Genomic DNA, 17317 nt, shown 5'->3' with positions numbered 1-17317 from the left:
TCGGGGTGTTCCCAGGTCGTCAGGGGAGAGGGTCGCTCGTGTTCTTGTTCTTGCTGATCGCGATGGTCGTGGTCGTCGCCGCGGTCACGCTCGCCGTCGTGGGCGGCGGCGACAGCGCGGCCCTGCCCGAGGTGGCGCCCGAGCAGCTGACCGACCCCCTCCCGCTGAACCGCCCGCTGGGTCGCGCGGACGTGGAGGCCCTGCGCCTGCCCGTGTCCCCGCGGGGCTACCGGATGGACGACGTCGACGAGGTCCTCGACCGGCTCGGCGCCGAGCTCGCCGAGCGGGACGCGCGTATCGCGGACCTGGAGTCGGCGCTGGCCGGCGCACAGGCGACGGCCGCCGGCCGCCGCGACCTGTTCGCCAAGCCGGACGAGGAGACGGACCGATGACCGGCGGTGCCGTGCCCGGCCCCGACGGCGCTCTGCGCTGCCCCTGGGGCCTGTCCACCGAGGACTACGTGGCCTACCACGACGAGGAGTGGGGCCGTCCCGTCCACGGCGACGACGCCCTCTTCGAGCGGCTCTGCCTGGAGGCCTTCCAGTCCGGTCTGTCCTGGATCACGATCCTGCGCCGCCGGGAGGGCTTCCGCAGCGCCTTCGACGGCTTCAAGATCGCCTCGGTCGCGGCGTTCACCGACGCCGACAAGGAGCGCCTCCTCGCCGACGCCGGCATCATCCGCAACCGCGCCAAGATCGAGGCGACCATGGCCAACGCGCGCGTGCTCGCCGAATGGCCCGCCGGCGAGCTCGACGCCCTGATCTGGTCCCACGCCCCCGATCCCGCCCGGCGCGCGGCCCCGCGGACCCTGGCCGACGTCCCGCCCGTCAGCGACGAGTCGACAGCGCTGTCCAAGGCCCTCAAGAAGCGCGGCCTGCGCTTCATCGGACCGACGACCGCCTATGCCCTGATGCAGGCGTGCGGCCTGGTCGACGACCACCTCGCCGACTGCGTGGCCCGCGGCCCGCGCCCCTAGGGCCTCTCGTTTGGATCATGCCGGGCTCGCGGGGTCTGGCACGCACGCTCGCCGCGTTGTCGTCGGTCGCCATGGCTCCGCCATTGTCTCCCTCCTCCGCCTTGCGATCGCACGCACCAGATCCCGCTCACTGATCCGGCCTGATCCGAACGAAAGACCCTAGCGCCCGAGGTACTTCGGCTTCTCCTTCGCCAGGAAGGCCTGCACGGCGATCGCGTGGTCCTCGGAGGCGCCCGCCTTCGACTGCAGCTCGTCCTCCTTGTCCAGCGCCTCGCTCAGCGAACGGCTCGACCCGTACGCCAGCGACTCCTTGAGCGCCGCGTACGCGACCGTGGGTCCCTCGGCCAGCCCCCGGGCCACGGCTGCCGCCTCCGAGGCCAGCTCGTCCGCCGGGACCAGCCGGTTCGCGATGCCCCAGTCGTACGCCTCCTGCGCGGAGAACGACCGCGGGAACAGCAGCAGGTCGGCCGCACGGCTCTGGCCGATCAGCCGGGGCAGCGTCCACGACACCCCCGAGTCCGCGGTCAGCGCCACGCCCGCGAACGACGTCGTGAACTTCGCCGTGTCCGCCACGATCCGGTAGTCGGCGGCGAGGGCGAAGCCCAGGCCGGCGCCTGCCGCGACGCCGTTCACGCCCGCGACGACCGGCTTCGGCATCTCGGTCAGCGCGCGGACGATCGGGTTGTAGTGCTCCCGCACCGTGCTCATGGTGCCGCCGCTGCCCGACTCCCGGTCGGCGGCCAGCAGCTCCACGTGCTCCTTGAGGTCCTGCCCCACACAGAACGCCTTGCCCGTCGCCGTGAGCAGGACCGCGCGTACGCCGGGGTCGGCGGCGGCGGCAAGGACGGCGTCCCGCAGCGCGACCTTCGCCTCGACGTTCATGGCGTTCATGGCCTCGGGCCGGTTGATCGTGATCGTCGCGAGTCCGTCGCTCACGTCGTACAGCACGGCGTCGGCCATGGTGGGTCCCCTTTGCGGTTCTGACGGCAATGTCGGGGCCCAGCATGGCGGAGATCGCCGGACGGGGACATGTGACCTGCGTCAAAGAAACCTTGTCGCGGCGGCGTCGGAGCGCGGCGAAGTATCGCAGGCCGATCGCCGAATTGGGTGGTTTTGCGAGAGCGCGTTGCGTAAGCGATGCCGACTGATGTTGGTCTTTGGGTCCCGCCATGCGGGATAATGGCCTGGAAGCAATGTGTTCGATGCCGGTGACACAGCACCTGTCATGGGGCCGCCGGCTGCGATGAGCTGGTTTCAGGAAGGGGAACGAGCATGGCGGCCATGAAGCCGCGGACGGGCGACGGCCCGCTCGAGGTGACCAAGGAGGGGCGGGGCATCGTCATGCGCGTTCCGCTCGAAGGCGGCGGTCGGCTTGTCGTCGAGCTGACTCCGGACGAAGCGGACGCACTGGGCGACGCCCTGAAGAAGGTCGTCGGCTGACGCGCCCTGATTCTTCGCCTGCCCCGGCACGTAAGTGCCGGGGCAGTGCGCTTTCTCCCCCGGGCCGTCTGCCGCGCGGAGAGGGCGCGGACCCGGGGCCGCCCCGGGGCGCGGCCGCCTGGAGCGCGCAGCGGTCACCCCGTACAGCGGCCCCGTTCGCCGGAGCGCGCAGCGGTCAGCCGCGGCGGACCGCGCAGAGCAGGCCGTCGCCCACCGGCAGCAGTGTCGGCAGCAACTCGGGACTCTCCCGCACCGTACGCAGCAGCTCCCGGACCCTCAGCACCTCCGACGGCTGCGCCGCCGAATCCACGGTGCGGCCGTCCGCGAACACGCCCTCGAAGCAGACCAGCCCGCCCGGACGGAGCAGGCGCAACGATTCAGCGAGATAGTCCAGCGACTCCGTACGGTCCCCGTCGCAGAAGACGAGGTCGTACCCGCCGTCGGCCAGCCGTGGCAGGACGTCCAGCGCGCCGCCAGGGATGAAACGCGCGCGGTTCCCCGCGAAGCCGGCCGCGCGGAACGCCTCCCGGGCGAACTGCTGGCGCTCCGGCTCCAGGTCGACCGTGGTCAGCACGCCGTCGGGCCGCATGCCCTGCAGCAGGTAGATCCCCGAGACACCGGTCCCGGTCCCGATCTCGGCCACGGCCTTGGCGTCGGCGGTGGCGGCCAGCAGGCGCAGCGCGGAGCCGGTGCCGGGCGACACCGAGGGCAGCCCTGCCTCCCGGGCCCGCTCGCGGGCCCAGCGCAGAGCGTCGTCCTCGGCGACAAAGGCGTCGGCGAACGCCCAGCTCGTCTGCCGGTTGGCGGTAATGACCCTCTCCTGTCCCCGTAGTTGGCGCGACGCTGACTGTATCCGCTGCACCCGGGAACCCGCAGATGGGACCGGACGTTGAGGAAGGACGGGGAGAGTGCGTGGATCGGGGCCGGACGCAGGACCCGGATCCACGGACCCAAATCCACGTAAAGATTCTTATCCGGAGCTAACGGGCGAGGTGGCTATGGTAGGGGCTCCGCTGGACACCACCAGAGCTGACAGGGGAGGTGCGGCTGCACCTGCGGATCGGGGAGGAGTGCTCAGGCGTTTCCTCAGGTCGGTGGGTGAGCCCAAATCCGTGACCAACACCGCTGACCGTTCCGTGCCCGCCGACTCCGTAGCCACCGCGACCTTCGCATCGGATGCGGAATCGCAGGCGTGGACCCCTCCCACCTGGGAGGAGATCGTCAGCACGCACAGCGCTCGGGTCTACCGCCTGGCCTACCGCCTCACGGGCAACCAGCACGACGCCGAGGACCTCACCCAGGAGGTGTTCGTCCGCGTCTTCCGTTCGCTGTCGACGTACACCCCCGGGACGTTCGAGGGCTGGCTGCACCGCATCACGACCAACCTCTTCCTGGACATGGTCCGCCGCAAGCAGCGCATCCGTTTCGACGCCCTCGGCGACGACGCGGCCGAGCGCCTGCCCAGCCGTGAGCCGTCCCCCCAGCAGGTTTTCAACGACACCCACTTCGACGCCGATGTGCAGCACGCGCTGGACACCCTCGCCCCGGAGTTCCGCGCCGCCGTGGTGCTCTGCGACATCGAGGGGCTGTCGTACGAGGAGATCGCCGCGACCCTGGGCGTGAAGCTCGGCACCGTCCGCAGCCGTATCCACCGCGGCCGCTCGCATCTGCGCAAGGCCCTGCAGCACCGGTCCCCCGAGGCCCGTGCCGAGCAGCAGCGGTCCCTGGCGGGTGTCGCCGGCCTTGCCGTGGAGGTCGGACCGGCGTGAGTGGCACCAGTCCGACCCCCGCGGAACAGCATCTGGGGGACCGGCTCGCCGCACTGGTCGACGGCGAGCTGAAGCACGACGTGCGCGACCGCGTCCTCGCGCATCTGGCGACCTGCCCCAAGTGCAAGGCGGAGGCGGACGCCCAGCGCCGCCTCAAGAGCGTGTTCGCGCAGTCTGCGCCGCCGCCGCTGTCCGCGGGGCTGCTCGCGCGCCTTCAGGGCCTGCCTGCCGACACGGGCGTCGACGACGACCGCGACGGTCCGCTCGGCGGCCGCCCCTCCGACGGCGTCCTCGGAGCTCTGAACCCGTCCGCGGGACATACCCGCGAACCTGGGGGGGAGACCTTCGGGTACGTCCCCGGGGGCGCGCACGCGGCGATCCTGCCGGGTGCCGGCAGCGGCTTCCGAATCCACGAGGTCGGCCGCGCGGACGCTGAGCGTTCCCCGTGGCGCGGCCGACGCTTCGCGTTCGCCGCGGCCAGCGCCGTGTCCTTCGCCGCCATCGCACTCGGCGGAGCCGTCCCCCTGGACGTCTCCGGTGAGACGAGTTCCCGCGGCCAGAGCGGTGGCAAGGTGACCCCCGTGCGCACGGCGTCCGCCGGGCCCGCCGGCGCCTCCTCCGGGGCCACGACGACAGGCGGCGCGGTCTCCCTGCGCGGCGTGGAGAGCGACCGTCGCCGGAGCACGACGGGTACGCCGGCCAAGCCGGACACCGGTCCGTTCCACGCCGTCCCGCCCACCGCACCGCCGAGTCCGCAGCAGGCACACCCGTACACGGCAGCACTGCTGATGTACAACTCCGCCGCCCTGCCGTCGCTGATACAGCCGACGGTGTCGGCGTTCCCGCTGGCCATCGGGTCGGTCGCGCCACCGAGCGCCACCCCGGCCCCCACGCATCTCGCGGCTCCGACGGCCCCTGGCTCGTCAATGGCGCCTCCGCGCTGACGGCAGGACGCACCGGTCCCTGCGCAGGGATTCGCAAACCTGGTTGAATCCTGGGTGCGTGCCCCGCGGGGGTACCGCAGAGGCCGGCAGTTTGCGGGGAGAACATGGACGACGGGAAGCCCACCGGATCGAAGGCGAAGTGGTGGAGCCGCCCCAGCGCGGTGCGGATGACGCCTTCCGGGCCGGAGCGGTCCGAGCCGGCCGACGCGCAGCCGTCGGCCCCCGCGCCCGAGGCAGGCCGGGAAGCGGCGGTGGAGGCCCCGGCCCCGACGACGGCGGCTCCGCCGCAGCCCGTAGAGCCGCCCCCGTCGGACACGGTGGTCGCGCCGCAGTCCGCCGAGCCCGTCACCGCGGACACGGCCGTCGCCCCGGCACCGGCCGTCGAGCCGGTGACCGCCGAGACGGCCTTCGTCCCCGCACCCTCCGTCGCCGACACCGTCGTCGCGCCCGCAATGCCCGTCGCGACGGCTCCGTCCAGGCCGACTCCGCTGCACGAGCCCGACCCGTACAGCACCCCGCCCTACGGCGGCCCGGGCCCGTGGGCCCCCGCGCCCCCGGTGCAGCGGCCGGTCCCCACCCCCGCGCAGGGCACGCCCGTGCCGCCGCAGTACACGGCGCCGCAGACCGTCCCGCACCCGGCGCAGCCGGCGCCGCACGCCGCCCCCTCCGCCCCGCTGCCGCCGGCGCAGCACGAGCCGGCCGCCCCGCACGCGCAGCAGCAGATGCACCACCACCCGCGGCCGGCCGCCGACGAGCGGCCGCAGCCGCTGAACTCCGTGTGGCTCCAGTACGACCCCTGGAGCGCACCGGGCCGGCCGCTCACCGAGCCCGGCGAGCCGGTCGCCAAGAAGCGCAGGCGCGGTCCCCTGCTCATCGGCGCGCTCGTCATCGCCCTCGTCGCGGGCGGCGCGGGCGGGGCCATCGGCGCGTACGTCGAGCGCAACGGCGGCATCGCCCAGGTGGAGCTCCCCCAGGCGGACCGCGAGAGCGGGGACCGCGCGCCCGACAGCGTCGCCGGCATCGCGGCCAGCGCCCTGCCCAGCGTCGTCACGCTGCACGTCAGCGGCGGCGGCGAACAGGGCACGGGCACCGGCTTCGTCCTCGACCGGCAGGGCCACATCCTCACCAACAACCACGTCGTCGATCCGGCCGGAGCCTCCGGCGACATCACGATCACGTTCAGCGGCGGGGAGACGGCCGAGGCCACCCTCGTCGGCAAGGACAGCGGGTACGACCTCGCGGTCGTCAAGGTCACGGGCGTCTCCGGACTGAAGCCGCTGCCGCTCGGCAACTCCGACAACGTCCGGGTCGGCGACCCCGTCGTCGCCATCGGCGCACCGTTCGACCTCCAGAACACCGTCACCTCCGGGATCATCAGCGCCAAGGAGCGCCCGATCACGGCCGGCGGCGAGAAGGGCGACGGCAGCGACGTCAGCTATGTCGACGCACTGCAGACCGACGCCCCGATAAACCCGGGCAACTCGGGCGGACCCCTCGTCGACAGCAAAGCGCGGGTGATCGGCATCAACAGCGCGATCAGGGCAGCCGACACCGGGGCGGGCGCCGAGGGCGGCCAGGCAGGCTCGATCGGACTCGGCTTCGCGATCCCGATCAACCAGGGCAAGCGCGTCGCGGAGGAGCTGATCAACACCGGCAAGGCCACGCACCCGGTGATCGGGGTCAGCCTCGACATGAAGTTCACCGGCGACGGGGCGCGCGTCGGCGAGCGGGGCAAGGACGACACCCCGTCGATCACCCCCGGCGGCCCGGCCGACAAGGCCGGCATCAAGCCGGGCGACGTCATCACCAAGGTCGACGGTCAGCGGGTGCACAGCGGCGAGGAGCTCATCGTCAAGATCCGCGCCCACCGGCCGGGCGACCGGCTGGAGCTCACGATCAGGCGCGGCGGGGAGGAGCGGACGATGACGCTGACCCTCGGTTCGGCGGACAACTCATGACCATCTGCGCGGTGTCCGCACGGTACCGGGGCGACAGTTTCGCCGGGTACCGTGGTTCGGGTCCGGACCCCATCCGACCTGCGGGCCACAGAACACGAGGAGCAGCAGGGTGTTCAATGACATAGGCGGACTGGAGCTGGTGGCTCTCGTGATCCTCGCCGTGCTCGTCTTCGGCCCCGACAAGCTGCCGAAGGTGATCCAGGACGCCGCCCGCTTCATCCGGAAGGTCCGCGCGTTCTCCGAGAGCGCGAAGGAGGACATCCGCAGCGAACTGGGGCCGGAGTTCAAGGACTTCGAGTTCGAGGACCTCAACCCCAAGACGTATCTGCGCAAGCAGCTCGCGGAGAACGAGGACCTCAAGGAGCTGAAGGAGCTCCGCAGCAGCTTCGATCTCAAGAAGGAGATCAACGACGTCACGGACGCCGTCAACGGGAAGGAGCCGTCCGGCGTGTCAGAGGGCTCCGTCCCGGCCGCGGTGAACGGCTCGCCCTCAGGCGGCCCCGACCTGCTGAAGAAGCGCGACAACGCCGATCGGGACGAGCGGCCGCCGTTCGACGCGGACGCCACCTGAGCACGCCCGAGCACCGTCATCCCCTGCGCGCGGGGGCGGGGTGGCTATTCTCTCCATCTGTCCGGCAGTGAGGACGCCCGAGGGGGGCGGGTCCGCTGAAGGAACGAACGACAGAGGAGGCGGCCGGATAGATGGCGACGACGAGCCGGGTGACGGCGCAGGACGCGGCCGGCGATGAGTCGGTCCAGGGCGGCAGCGGCCCCCGTGCGACGCAGGGGGGAACGGCTGCGGCGGCTGCCCGGCGTACGGCCGACGGCTTCTTGAGCGCCGGCTTCCCCTGGTACGGGCTGGACGAGGTCTTCACCGGCCCGCGTCGGCTGATGCAGGTGGGCACCGCGGCGGACGGAACCGTTCAGCACGGCGCCATCGGTCACGGTGACGAGCCGTCGATACGGTCCGAGGCGGCCGGAGGGGAGAAGGAGCGCTTCGCGGTGGTCGTCACGGTCGCGGCGAGTCCGCTCCGGCACAGCGGCGACGGCACGGGCGTCCTGGACGCCACGACGGCCTCGTCCGCGGCCTGGCTGGCGGGCTCGGGCCTGCTGGCGCACACCTGGCCGCCGCAGCTGGACCACTCGCTGCGCGACGACTGGCTGGACCAGCAGACGGAGACGGCGTTCGAGCTCGCGGACGATCTCGCGGGCCCGGCGTGGTCGACGCTCTCGCTGCCGGTGGACGGGGTGCCGACGCCGTTCCACTACCGAGAGTCGGAGTTCGGCTGGGTGCTCGCCGGGACGACGGACAACGGGGTGCACATCGGGGCCTACGGGCGCGGCATGAGCGCGTACGGGCTCGGGTTCTCGGTGATGGACGTGTCCGCGTACGTGGACTGACCGGGGCCGGTGCCTTCGCGTCCGCGGCGCTCGGGCTGCCCGCCACGCGTCCGGCATCCGGGCGGTCACCGCGCCCGGACCCAGCGGCTTCCGGGCCGCGGCGGGCATCGGCTCCACCAGTCGCGCGGCGGCCCCGCACCGTAGACCTCCGGGCACATCGCGCCTGGCACGGGACGTGGCGAGGCTGCCCCGGGGCATACGCCGACGGGCTGATTCCCTCCAGGAATCAGCCCGTCATACGTCGCGCGGAGGCGCGGCGGATCAGAACTTGTTGCGCGGCGTGATGCCCAGGCTCATGCCCGACAGACCACGCTGGCGGCCGCCCAGCTTGCCCGCGATCGTGCGCAGCGCCGAGCCCGCGGGGGAGTCGGGGTCGGTCAGCACGACCGGCTTGCCCTCGTCGCCGCCCTCGCGCAGGCGTACGTCGATCGGGATCGAGCCCAGCACCGGCACCGTCGTGCCGGTCGTCCGCGACAGGCCCTCGGCGACCCTCTGCCCGCCCCCGGTGCCGAAGACGTCGACCATCTCGTCGCAGTGCGGGCACGGCAGGCCCGACATGTTCTCGACGACGCCCACGATCTTCTGGTGCGTCTGCACCGCGATGGAACCGGCGCGCTCGGCGACCTCGGCGGCCGCCTGCTGCGGCGTGGTGACGACGAGGATCTCGGCGTTCGGCACGAGCTGGGCGACCGAGATCGCGATGTCGCCCGTGCCCGGCGGCAGGTCGAGCAGCAGTACGTCGAGGTCGCCCCAGTACACGTCCGCGAGGAACTGCTGGAGCGCGCGGTGCAGCATCGGGCCGCGCCACACCACCGGCGCGTTGCCCGGGGTGAACATGCCGATGGAGATGACCTTCACGCCGTTCGCCGACGGCGGCATGATCATGTTCTCGACCTGGGTGGGACGGCCGTCCGCACCCAGCATCCGCGGCACGCTGTGGCCGTAGATGTCGGCGTCCACGACACCGACCTTCAGCCCGTCCGCCGCCATCGCGGCCGCCAGGTTCACGGTCACCGAGGACTTGCCGACGCCGCCCTTGCCGGAGGCCACCGCGTACACGCGGGTCAGCGAGCCGGGCTTGGCGAACGGCACCTCGCGCTCGGCGGTCGTGCCCCGCAGCGACGCCGCCAGGTCCTTGCGCTGTTCGTCGCTCATGACGTCGAGCGAGACGTCGACACGGCTGACGCCGTCGACGCGGGCGACCGCGTCGGTCACGTTCTTGGTGATCGTCTCGCGCATGGGGCAGCCCGAGACGGTGAGATACACCGTGACGGCGACCGTGCCGTCGTCCCCGATGTCGACCGATTTCACCATGCCCAAGTCGGTGATCGGTCGGTTGATCTCGGGGTCGTTCACTGTCGCCAGTGCCTCGAGCACCGCGTCTTCCGTAACCATACGGACGATGGTACGGCGCTGCCTCCCGCCTCGGGAAAGCCCTGTCAGCGGTCGCCTTCGTCACGGTGCCCGGGACGCTCGGACGGGAATACGGTGCGCCGCTCCTCCAGCTCCTTGATCAGATCCTCGAACTCGGAGCGGATCCAGTCCCGCGTCGCGACCTCGCCGAGGCCCATGCGCAGCGCCGCGATCTCCCGTGTCAGGTACTCGGTGTCGGCGATCGACCGCTCGTTCTGCTTGCGGTCCTGCTCCAGATTGACCCGGTCGCGGTCGTCCTGCCGGTTCTGCGCGAGGAGGATCAGCGGCGCCGCGTACGAGGCCTGCAGGGACAGCATCAGCGTGAGGAAGATGAACGGGTACTCGTCGAAGCGCAGGTCCTTCGGCGCGCCGATGTTCCACACGACCCACGCGATGATCGTCAGCGTCATCCAGACGAGGAACCGGCCCGTGCCGAGGAAGCGCGCGATCTTCTCCGACAGCCGCCCGAACGCCTCGGGGTCGTACTCGGGCAGCAGGCTGCGACGCGGCGGGCGCGGCAGGTCGAGCCGTGCACGGGTACGCGACGCGGCGCTCGCGCCCGCCGGCATGCGCTCGCGCGCCTCGCTCCGCTCGGTCGATCCGAACTCGCCGCCGCTACCCATGGGCGGACTCCTCGAACTCGGTCTCGCGCCAGTCCTCCGGCAGCAGGTGGTCGAGCACGTCGTCGACGGTGACGGCACCGAGCAGCGAGCCGCTCTCGTCGACGACGGGCGCGGCGACCATGTTGTACGCGGCGAGATAGCTGGTGACGGCGGGCAGCGGGGTGCCTGGGGACAGCGGCGGCAGGTCGTTGTCGACGATCGAGCTGACGAGGGTGAACGGCGGGTCCCGCAGCAGCCGCTGGAAGTGCACGGTGCCCAGGAACTTGCCCGTGGGCGTCTCGTCCGGCGGCCGGCACACGTACACCTGCGCGGCGAGTGCGGGGGAGAGGTCCGCCTGGCGGACGCGGGCGAGCGCGTCGGCGACCGTGGCGTCCGGGCGCAGCACGATCGGCTCGGTCGTCATCAGGCCGCCCGCCGTGCGCTCCTCGTACGAAAGCAGCCGGCGCACGTCGGCCGCGTCGTCCGGGCGCATCAGCGTGAGCAGCCGTTCCTTGTCCTCCTCGGGCAGTTCGGAGAGCAGGTCGGCGGCGTCGTCGGGGTCCATGGCCTCCAGCACGTCGGCCGCGCGCTCCTCCTTGAGCTTGCCGAGGATCTCCACCTGGTCGTCGTCGGGCAGTTCCTCCAGTACGTCGGCGAGCCGGTCGTCGTCGAGCGCGGCGGCCACCTCGGCGCGCCGCTTGGGGGAGAGGTGGTGCAGCACGTTGGCCAGGTCGGCGGGGCGCAGCTGCTCGAAGGTGGCGAGCAGGCTCTCGGCGCCCTGCCCGTGCTCCTCCAGCGAGAAGCCGGTGACGGCGGACCATTCGAGCGTCAGCGTCTCTCCCTTGCGGCGCAGCGCGCCGCCCTTGCCCTTGCGTACGAAGACCTTGTCGATCTCCCAGTCGCGGCGGGCGGGCAGCTGCTGGATCGACACGTCGAGGACCGTGGCCTCCTCGCCGGTCTCCACGAGGCGCACCCGGCGGTCGAGCAGTTCGCCCAGCACCAGGCGTTCGGTCGGGCGCTGCTCGAAGCGGCGCATGTTCAGCACGCCGGTGGTGATGACCTGGCCGGATTCCACGCCGGTGACCCGGGTCATGGGCAGGAAGATACGGCGGCGGCTGATCACTTCGACGACGAGCCCCAGCAGCCGGGGCGGACGCCGTCCGACGCGCAGCATGGCCACCAGGTCGCGCACGCGGCCGACCTGGTCGCCGTTGGGGTCGAAGACGGGTACGCCCGCGAGGTGCGAGACGAAGACCCGGGGGGCGCCTGCTGCCATGGCCCCTCCTTCACCGGGAATGCCGTTGTTCGACTGGTTCAGGCTAGCCCGTCCCGTTCGTCGTCGCCCCGTCTCACGTCCGTCCGGCTCCCTGCAAGACCCCGTTCCCGGCACAGGTACGCTGCGGTCTGCCATCCCCCCAAGATGAGAGGCAGGGCGCTGGTGACTCCCCTCCTTTCGGCCGGCCGGGCACGTCGTGCCCTGCTTGCCGTCGTGCTGTGTGCCGGGCTGACCACCGGGGTCACGGCGTGCGGCGAGGATCCGGACGCGGGCACCAACGGGATCGGCAAGCTGACGGCTCAGGAGATCGAGAACAAGGCGCGGGTGGCCGCCGACGGGGCCACCGCGGTGCGGCTGTCGGGCACGTTGGTCAGCAAGGGCGGCACGTACAAGCTGAACATGCGGCTCAAGCAGGACGGCGGCACCGGGTCGGTGACGTCGAAGGAGAACACCTTCGAACTGCTGCGCATCGGCGACACCCTCTTCCTGAAGGCCGACGCCGGCTTCTGGAGCCACGCTGACGGCGAGGACGGCGAGGAGCCGAGCGGCTCCGACGAGGAGGTCGCGGACAAGCTCGAGGACAAGTACGTGAAGGTGCCGCAGGGGGACCCCTCGTACAAGCAGTTCCGCGGCTTCACGGACATGGACGTGCTGCTCGACGGGCTGCTCGGCATGCAGGGCGAGCTGAGCAAGGGGGACCGGACCCAGGTGGGGGGCATACGGGCCATCAAGGTCCTCGCCGCCAAGGGCGAGGGGGGCGTGCTGGCCGTGTCGCTGACAGGCAAGCCGTACCCATTGCAGTTCACGCGGGCGGGCGGCGCGGGGGTGCTCACGCTCGGGGACTGGGACAAGGACTTCGAGCTGGCCGAGCCGTCGGAGGACGAGATGCTGGACTACGGCGGCCAGCTGCCGAAGACCTCGGGCGACTAGGCCTCTCGTTTGGATCATGCCGGGCTCGCGGGCCTGATCCAAACGAAAGACCCTAGCCCTCCTCGACGACGTCGAGGACCCTCGTCACGGGCGTGCCGATCAGCGCGGGCGCCTTCTCGCGCGACGGCCAGACGTCCGTGACGAGCGCGTCACGGAAGCGCTCGGCCTCACCGGCGGTGGCGAACTCGAGGTCGACGACGATGTACGCCGGATTGTCGACAGGCTGCTGGACGCGGTATGCGCGCACGCCGTGTTTCCGGCGGAAGGCGGCGTACCGGTCGAACGCGGCCTTCCAGGTGGTGAGGTCGGTGATCGTGTGCTCGATGTGCAGCGTGACCATGCTGCCCTCCTCGTCCGCTCCCTTCCATGGTGCCGGGCCGGGCACCGAACGGCTGCTCGGCCGCGTGAAGGAGCACGAGGCCGGCGTCGTGTGCCCGCGCGGCAGATCATGTGCGGCTCGGCGCACACCTCGCGGGCCCGGCACACCGGCACGCAACGGCGCGGCTTCGCCGCGCGCGTCATGCACCTGTGGCCTCTCGTGCGCCGTCGCGCCCGGCCGGACCGCTCACGTGCAGGTGTCCGGCGGGTGCGGTCCGCACCCCGGCTGATCGCGCAGCCCGTGTCGCCGGGCGGTCGCGTCGGTGGCTACGGGCAGACTGCCGGCGTCCGGGGGAGACGTCCCTCCGGACGCGGGGACGTAGCTGCCGCAGGGCCGGGCTAGCCGCGGTGGGCGCGGCGCTTCAGGAGGAGCCTCGGCAGGGCCGCCGGGATCGGGCGGCGGGTGACGGCGGGACTCGGCAGCGGCGGCGCCGACAGGGACTCGTCCGGGAGCTCGGTCGTCGTGCCACGCGGCTCCAGCCGCAGGACACGGCACTCGCGTGCCCAGCGCTCCGTCATCCGCTCCGCGTCGGGCGCGTTCAGCCGCTTGCCCTTGAGCTCGCCCACGGCCCCCTCCCACGCCTCCGTGCCCGGCGCGAGTTCGCGTACGGCGGCCGTCCACGTGACCAGACGGCCGCCCTTGTCCTTGCTGCGGACGGTGACCTCGGCGGTCCCGCCGTCGGTCAGGCCGGGCAGCGGCTGCTCGCCGGGGCCGTCGCCGACGACGTGCGCGGCGCCCTCGTGCCACACGTGCCACAGGGCGCGCGCCGGGCCGTCGCCACGCACCCAGATGAGGCCGGACTTCTTCGTGGCCTCCTCGACGAGCGCCTGGTCGAGATGGGATGTCATGCCTGCAGCCTATCGACCGGCCGGCCGGTCACAGCCAGCCGTTGCGCTTCAGAGTGCGGTGGATCATGAGACAGACGCCGGCGATCCCGGTGAGCACCATGGGGTATCCGTACTGCCAGTGCAGCTCCGGCATGTGGTCGAAGTTCATGCCGTAGATGCCGCAGACCGCCGTGGGCACGGCGATGATGGCCGCCCAGGAGGTGATCTTGCGCATGTCCTCGTTCTGCGCGACGGTCGCCTGCGCCAGGTTGGCCTGGAGGATGGAGTTCAGCAACTCGTCGAAGCCGATGACCTCTTCCTGCACCCGGGCGAGGTGGTCCGCGACGTCGCGGAAGTACTTCTGGATGTCCGGGTCGACCAGCCGCATCGGCCGCTCGCTCAGCAGCTGCATCGGCCGCAGCAGCGGCGACACGGCCCGCTTGAACTCCAGCACCTCCCGCTTGAGCTGGTAGATCCGCCCGGCGTCGCTGCCGCGCGGGCTGCCCTTCGCGGGTGCGGAGAACACGTCGATCTCGACCTCGTCGATGTCGTCCTGCACCGCCGCGGCGACCGCGATGTAGCCGTCGACGACATGGTCGGCGATGGCGTGCAGCACCGCCGACGGCCCCTTGGCCAGCAGCTCGGCGTCCTTCTGCAGACCGTGCCGCAGCGCGCGCAGCGAGCCCTTGCCGCCGTGCCGGACGGTGATGACGAAGTCCCGTCCGGTGAAGACCATCACCTCGCCGGTCTCCACGACCTCGCTGGTCGCGGTCAGTTCGGCGTGCTCGACGTAGTGGATGGTCTTGAAGACGGTGAACAGGGTGTCGTCGTACCGCTCCAGCTTGGGCCGCTGGTGGGCGTGGACCGCGTCCTCGACGGCCAGCGGGTGGAGCCCGAACTCGGCGGCGATACCCGCGAATTCGGCCTCCGTCGGCTCGTGCAGCCCGATCCACGCGAAGCCACCGCTCTCGCGTACCTGCAGCATCGCCTCGTGCGGCGTCTGGCAGGCGGCGCCCTCCAGCCGCTTGCCGTCGCGGTAGACGGCGCAGTCGACAACCGCGCTGGAGGCGGACGGGTCGCGCGTCGCGTCGTACGTGCTGTACGGGGTGTTGCTCTTGCGCAGGGCCGGGCGGACCGCTGCACGCAGGTCACGGATCATCGACATGGCTGGCTCCTTCACGGAGAGGCCGTCGGCGAATGGCGTGGCACAGCCCGGAATGGGGACGTGAGACATACGTCCGCAAAGCGGGCGGCACCGCAGGGTCGCGGTGACGGCGTTCGCTACAGACAGGCAAAAACGAAGTGCTCTTCCGTGTGCGAATTGCCGTGGGCCCGTGCGGGAAGGCCTCAGCTCACCGGTCCGCGGATCGCCTGATCAGACGTGGCGCGAGGAGCGGTGCCGTGCGGAAGAGCTGCTGGTACTGCACGATCGACTTCGATCCACCGCAGCCTCACCTCCTCCGGCCGGTCCCCCTTGGGGGATGACGTGTCGTCGGGACCGGAGAGCGTGCCTCCGGCTGCTGTCGGAGGGTGATCCCCCGGCGTACTGCCCGACCAGCGGCCAAGCCTATCAGCCGACTACGGGTCAATCCCTGTGTTTGCCCGTTCCCTACGCGTTTTATGCTCGCGAGATGAACGATGTTCTTGCTCTGGTCGAGGCCCGGCTGCACAGCGCCCTCGGCGAACCGGACGCGCGCGCCGCGGTCACCTTCCTCGGGACGGAGCGCATCGAGGTCCTGCGCTTCCGCGGTGACGGTGAGGACGTCGTGAGGTATGTCACCCTCGGCATGTCCGCCCAGCCGATGACGGACCCCACCGCGGCCTTCGCCGACCCGGTCGCGGGTCCGCGCGCGGAGCTGATCCTCTCGGTGCGGGCCGGACTCGCCGACACGGACAAGGTGCTGCGGCCCCTCGCCGTACTGGCCGCCTCGCCCCAGGTCGAGGGCGTCGTCGTGACCCCGGGCGCCTCGCTCGACGTCGGCGAACCCCTGTGGCCGGGCGCGCCGTTCAGCTCGGTGCTGGTGGCGGAGCCGGGCGGTCTGGTGGAGGACCTGGAGCTCGACGAGCCGATGGACCCCGTGCGGTTCCTCCCGCTGCTGCCGATGACGTCCAACGAGGCCGCGTGGAAGCGTGTGCACGGAGCCGCGGAGCTCCAGGAGCGCTGGCTGGCCCGCGGCACGGACCTGCGCGATCCGCTGCGCAGGTCCGTGGCCCTGGACTGACGGCCCAAATCGGGCCTGGCTGAGGTCAGTTGGCGAAGGCGGTGGCGCCCTCCTCGGTGACGTGCCGGGACGCCGACTCCTCGGCCTCACGGGTGAGCAAGGTGCGCCGGGTACGGGCGATACCGCGTCGAGCAGCGGACCGCAGGCCATGCCGAGACCGAGCGCCGATGCGCACAGCAGGATGGCCGCCGCGCTGCCGCCTGCGGCGGCGCCGGCGATGACGGCCGGCGAGGTCGACACGGGCAGCGCGATGCCGAGGTCGGGCCCGGCCCGCCCGGAATCCGACGGAGCCGGAGGTCCCGGACGGGGAGGCTGTTTCTCCATCCGGATGCGTGTGACCTGCAACAGCAAGTTAGGCACGCTAATTAATGTAGGTTGCGCCCATTTCTGTCGCCCGGAGGCACGCTCCGGACGGGTGATCGTCCTTGACGCGGCGTCTGCCGGGGAGGACCGTTGACCCCTATGAGGGGCGAACCCAGTTGCCCGAAGTGCGGTGGCCGGGTGAGGGCGCCCGGTCTCTTTGCCGACTCCTGGCAGTGCGATGTGCACGGCGCCGTGCACCCGCTGCAGCCGGTGATCCCGCCCAGTGTAGAGGCCCTCGGCGTCGTGGTGCACCGCGCACGGGTCCCCGTGTGGATGCCCTGGCCGCTGCCGGTCGGGTGGCTGTTCACGGGCGTCGCCTACGCGGGCGACGACCGCAGCGGCGGCCGGGCCACCGCCGTGGCGTGCTCGGGCCCCGGGCCCCTCGGCGGCATCGGTGAACTCCTGCTGATCGCCGAGGAGCTGGGCGTCGGACTCGGCGCCCGGTACGCGGGCATCGACGGCCCCGACCCCGGCTCGCACATCCGCGTGGACAGCTCGCCGCAGGTCAAGATGCTGGCCGCCGGCCGTCCGACCCCGCTGTGGCATGTGGCGGGCGCGCCGGAGGACCGCGCGGTGTTCGCCGGCGAGGCGCGGGGGCTGTGGCTGTGGGCCGTCGTGTGGCCCGAGCAGTCGGGGCTGCTGATGTACGACGAGCTGGTGCTGACGGACCTGCGGGACGCGGGCGCCGAAGTGGAGCTGCTGCCCTGCGGGGCACTGTCGCCGCGGCTGCTGTCGTAGGCGCGACGCACGCCGCGTTCGCCTCCATGAGGTAAGGGGTCGTGGCGGAGGGGTCGCCTTACGGCTGGAGCCCGTGCAT

Annotated in this window: 19 protein-coding genes and 1 pseudogene; 11 read left to right on the top strand and 9 right to left on the bottom strand. The window is 71.9% G+C overall.

All coding sequences use genetic code 11. The annotated features are described in order from the left end of the window. Window positions 1-38 precede the first annotated feature (38 nt). A complete protein-coding gene (locus HW130_RS18105; RefSeq protein ID WP_177150651.1) occupies window positions 39-392 on the top strand; it encodes a DivIVA domain-containing protein in 354 nt (117 codons plus the stop codon). After that, the gene (locus tag HW130_RS18100) at window positions 389-976 is read left to right on the top strand and encodes a DNA-3-methyladenine glycosylase I (protein WP_177150650.1); all 588 of its coding nucleotides are present in this window, start codon (window positions 389-391) and stop codon (window positions 974-976) included. Before HW130_RS18105 ends, HW130_RS18100 begins: the two co-directional genes overlap by 4 nt. Window positions 977-1135: 159 nt before the next feature. On the opposite strand, the gene HW130_RS18095 is transcribed toward HW130_RS18100, so the two are convergent. Next, window positions 1136-1936, bottom strand: a complete 801-nt coding sequence (locus HW130_RS18095; protein ID WP_177150649.1) for an enoyl-CoA hydratase/isomerase family protein — start codon at window positions 1934-1936, stop codon at window positions 1136-1138. Between the two features lie 312 nt (window positions 1937-2248). Between HW130_RS18095 and HW130_RS18090 the strand changes: the two genes are divergently transcribed. Next, complete coding sequence (locus HW130_RS18090) at window positions 2249-2416, top strand: DUF3117 domain-containing protein (protein WP_003966491.1); 168 nt, start codon at window positions 2249-2251, stop codon at window positions 2414-2416. Between the two features lie 175 nt (window positions 2417-2591). Here the strand turns inward: HW130_RS18090 and HW130_RS18085 are convergent, their stop codons facing one another. After that, window positions 2592-3269 (bottom strand): O-methyltransferase, encoded by a 678-nt coding sequence (locus HW130_RS18085; protein WP_177150795.1) that lies wholly within the window; start codon window positions 3267-3269, stop codon window positions 2592-2594. A 145-nt stretch (window positions 3270-3414) separates the two neighbouring features. On the opposite strand from HW130_RS18085, the gene sigE reads away from it, so the two are divergent. The 5 genes from sigE to HW130_RS18060 all read left to right on the top strand — a co-directional run bounded on the left by sigE (window position 3415) and on the right by HW130_RS18060 (window position 8488). Continuing rightward, window positions 3415-4185: an RNA polymerase sigma factor SigE gene (gene sigE / locus HW130_RS18080; RefSeq protein WP_177150648.1), complete on the top strand. Its 771-nt coding sequence runs from the start codon at window positions 3415-3417 to the stop codon at window positions 4183-4185. Then, the gene (locus tag HW130_RS18075) at window positions 4182-5129 is read left to right on the top strand and encodes a zf-HC2 domain-containing protein (protein ID WP_177150647.1); all 948 of its coding nucleotides are present in this window, start codon (window positions 4182-4184) and stop codon (window positions 5127-5129) included. The genes sigE and HW130_RS18075 overlap by 4 nt, the downstream gene beginning before the upstream one ends. A gap of 104 nt (window positions 5130-5233) precedes the next feature. Further along, window positions 5234-7087 carry a S1C family serine protease gene (locus HW130_RS18070; protein WP_177150646.1) on the top strand — a complete coding sequence of 618 codons (1854 nt, stop codon included), beginning with the start codon at window positions 5234-5236 and terminating at the stop codon, window positions 7085-7087. 109 nt (window positions 7088-7196) lie between these two features. Then, the gene (locus HW130_RS18065) at window positions 7197-7658 is read left to right on the top strand and encodes a sec-independent translocase (protein ID WP_177150645.1); all 462 of its coding nucleotides are present in this window, start codon (window positions 7197-7199) and stop codon (window positions 7656-7658) included. Window positions 7659-7789: 131 nt separating this feature from the next. Continuing rightward, complete coding sequence (locus HW130_RS18060) at window positions 7790-8488, top strand: hypothetical protein (protein ID WP_256356155.1); 699 nt, start codon at window positions 7790-7792, stop codon at window positions 8486-8488. Window positions 8489-8749: 261 nt separating this feature from the next. On the opposite strand, the gene HW130_RS18055 is transcribed toward HW130_RS18060, so the two are convergent. Genes HW130_RS18055 through HW130_RS18045 form a run of 3 tightly spaced genes read right to left on the bottom strand, consistent with a single transcriptional unit; the run spans window position 8750 to window position 11779 of the window. Further along, complete coding sequence (locus tag HW130_RS18055; protein WP_177150644.1) at window positions 8750-9883, bottom strand: Mrp/NBP35 family ATP-binding protein; 1134 nt, start codon at window positions 9881-9883, stop codon at window positions 8750-8752. Window positions 9884-9927: 44 nt separating this feature from the next. Next, a complete protein-coding gene (locus HW130_RS18050; RefSeq protein ID WP_177150643.1) occupies window positions 9928-10524 on the bottom strand; it encodes a DUF1003 domain-containing protein in 597 nt (198 codons plus the stop codon). Then, on the bottom strand, window positions 10517-11779 hold the full coding sequence (locus HW130_RS18045; protein WP_177150642.1) for a magnesium transporter MgtE N-terminal domain-containing protein: 1263 nt from the start codon (window positions 11777-11779) through the stop codon (window positions 10517-10519). Before HW130_RS18045 ends, HW130_RS18050 begins: the two co-directional genes overlap by 8 nt. A 162-nt stretch (window positions 11780-11941) precedes the next feature. Here HW130_RS18045 and HW130_RS18040 point away from each other — a divergent pair, with 162 nt between their 5' ends. Continuing rightward, entirely contained in the window at window positions 11942-12709 is a 768-nt protein-coding gene (locus tag HW130_RS18040; RefSeq protein WP_309140466.1) for a hypothetical protein, read from the top strand. Window positions 12710-12761: 52 nt separating this feature from the next. Here the strand turns inward: HW130_RS18040 and HW130_RS18035 are convergent, their stop codons facing one another. The 3 genes from HW130_RS18035 to HW130_RS18025 form a co-directional block, all read right to left on the bottom strand. Beyond that, the gene (locus tag HW130_RS18035) at window positions 12762-13049 is read right to left on the bottom strand and encodes a hypothetical protein (RefSeq protein WP_177150640.1); all 288 of its coding nucleotides are present in this window, start codon (window positions 13047-13049) and stop codon (window positions 12762-12764) included. Window positions 13050-13426: 377 nt separating this feature from the next. Next, on the bottom strand, window positions 13427-13936 hold the full coding sequence (locus HW130_RS18030) for a hypothetical protein (protein ID WP_177150639.1): 510 nt from the start codon (window positions 13934-13936) through the stop codon (window positions 13427-13429). Window positions 13937-13964: 28 nt separating this feature from the next. Next, complete coding sequence (locus tag HW130_RS18025; protein WP_177150638.1) at window positions 13965-15080, bottom strand: magnesium and cobalt transport protein CorA; 1116 nt, start codon at window positions 15078-15080, stop codon at window positions 13965-13967. A gap of 466 nt (window positions 15081-15546) precedes the next feature. Here HW130_RS18025 and HW130_RS18020 point away from each other — a divergent pair, with 466 nt between their 5' ends. After that, window positions 15547-16137, top strand: coding sequence for a suppressor of fused domain protein (locus HW130_RS18020; RefSeq protein WP_177150637.1), 591 nt, complete (start codon window positions 15547-15549; stop codon window positions 16135-16137). 120 nt (window positions 16138-16257) lie between these two features. Here the strand turns inward: HW130_RS18020 and HW130_RS18015 are convergent. After that, window positions 16258-16450: pseudogene (locus tag HW130_RS18015) on the bottom strand (MFS transporter); the annotation flags it as partial. A 149-nt stretch (window positions 16451-16599) separates the two neighbouring features. On the opposite strand from HW130_RS18015, the gene HW130_RS18010 reads away from it, so the two are divergent. After that, entirely contained in the window at window positions 16600-17238 is a 639-nt protein-coding gene (locus HW130_RS18010) for a DUF6758 family protein (protein ID WP_177150636.1), read from the top strand. Window positions 17239-17317 lie beyond the last annotated feature (79 nt).

Source organism: Streptomyces sp. PKU-EA00015, from assembly GCF_013387495.1.
Classification (GTDB): Bacteria; Actinomycetota; Actinomycetes; order Streptomycetales; family Streptomycetaceae; genus Streptomyces.
Note: the sequence above shows the minus strand (reverse complement) of the source record. Positions and strands in the feature narration are given on the sequence as shown.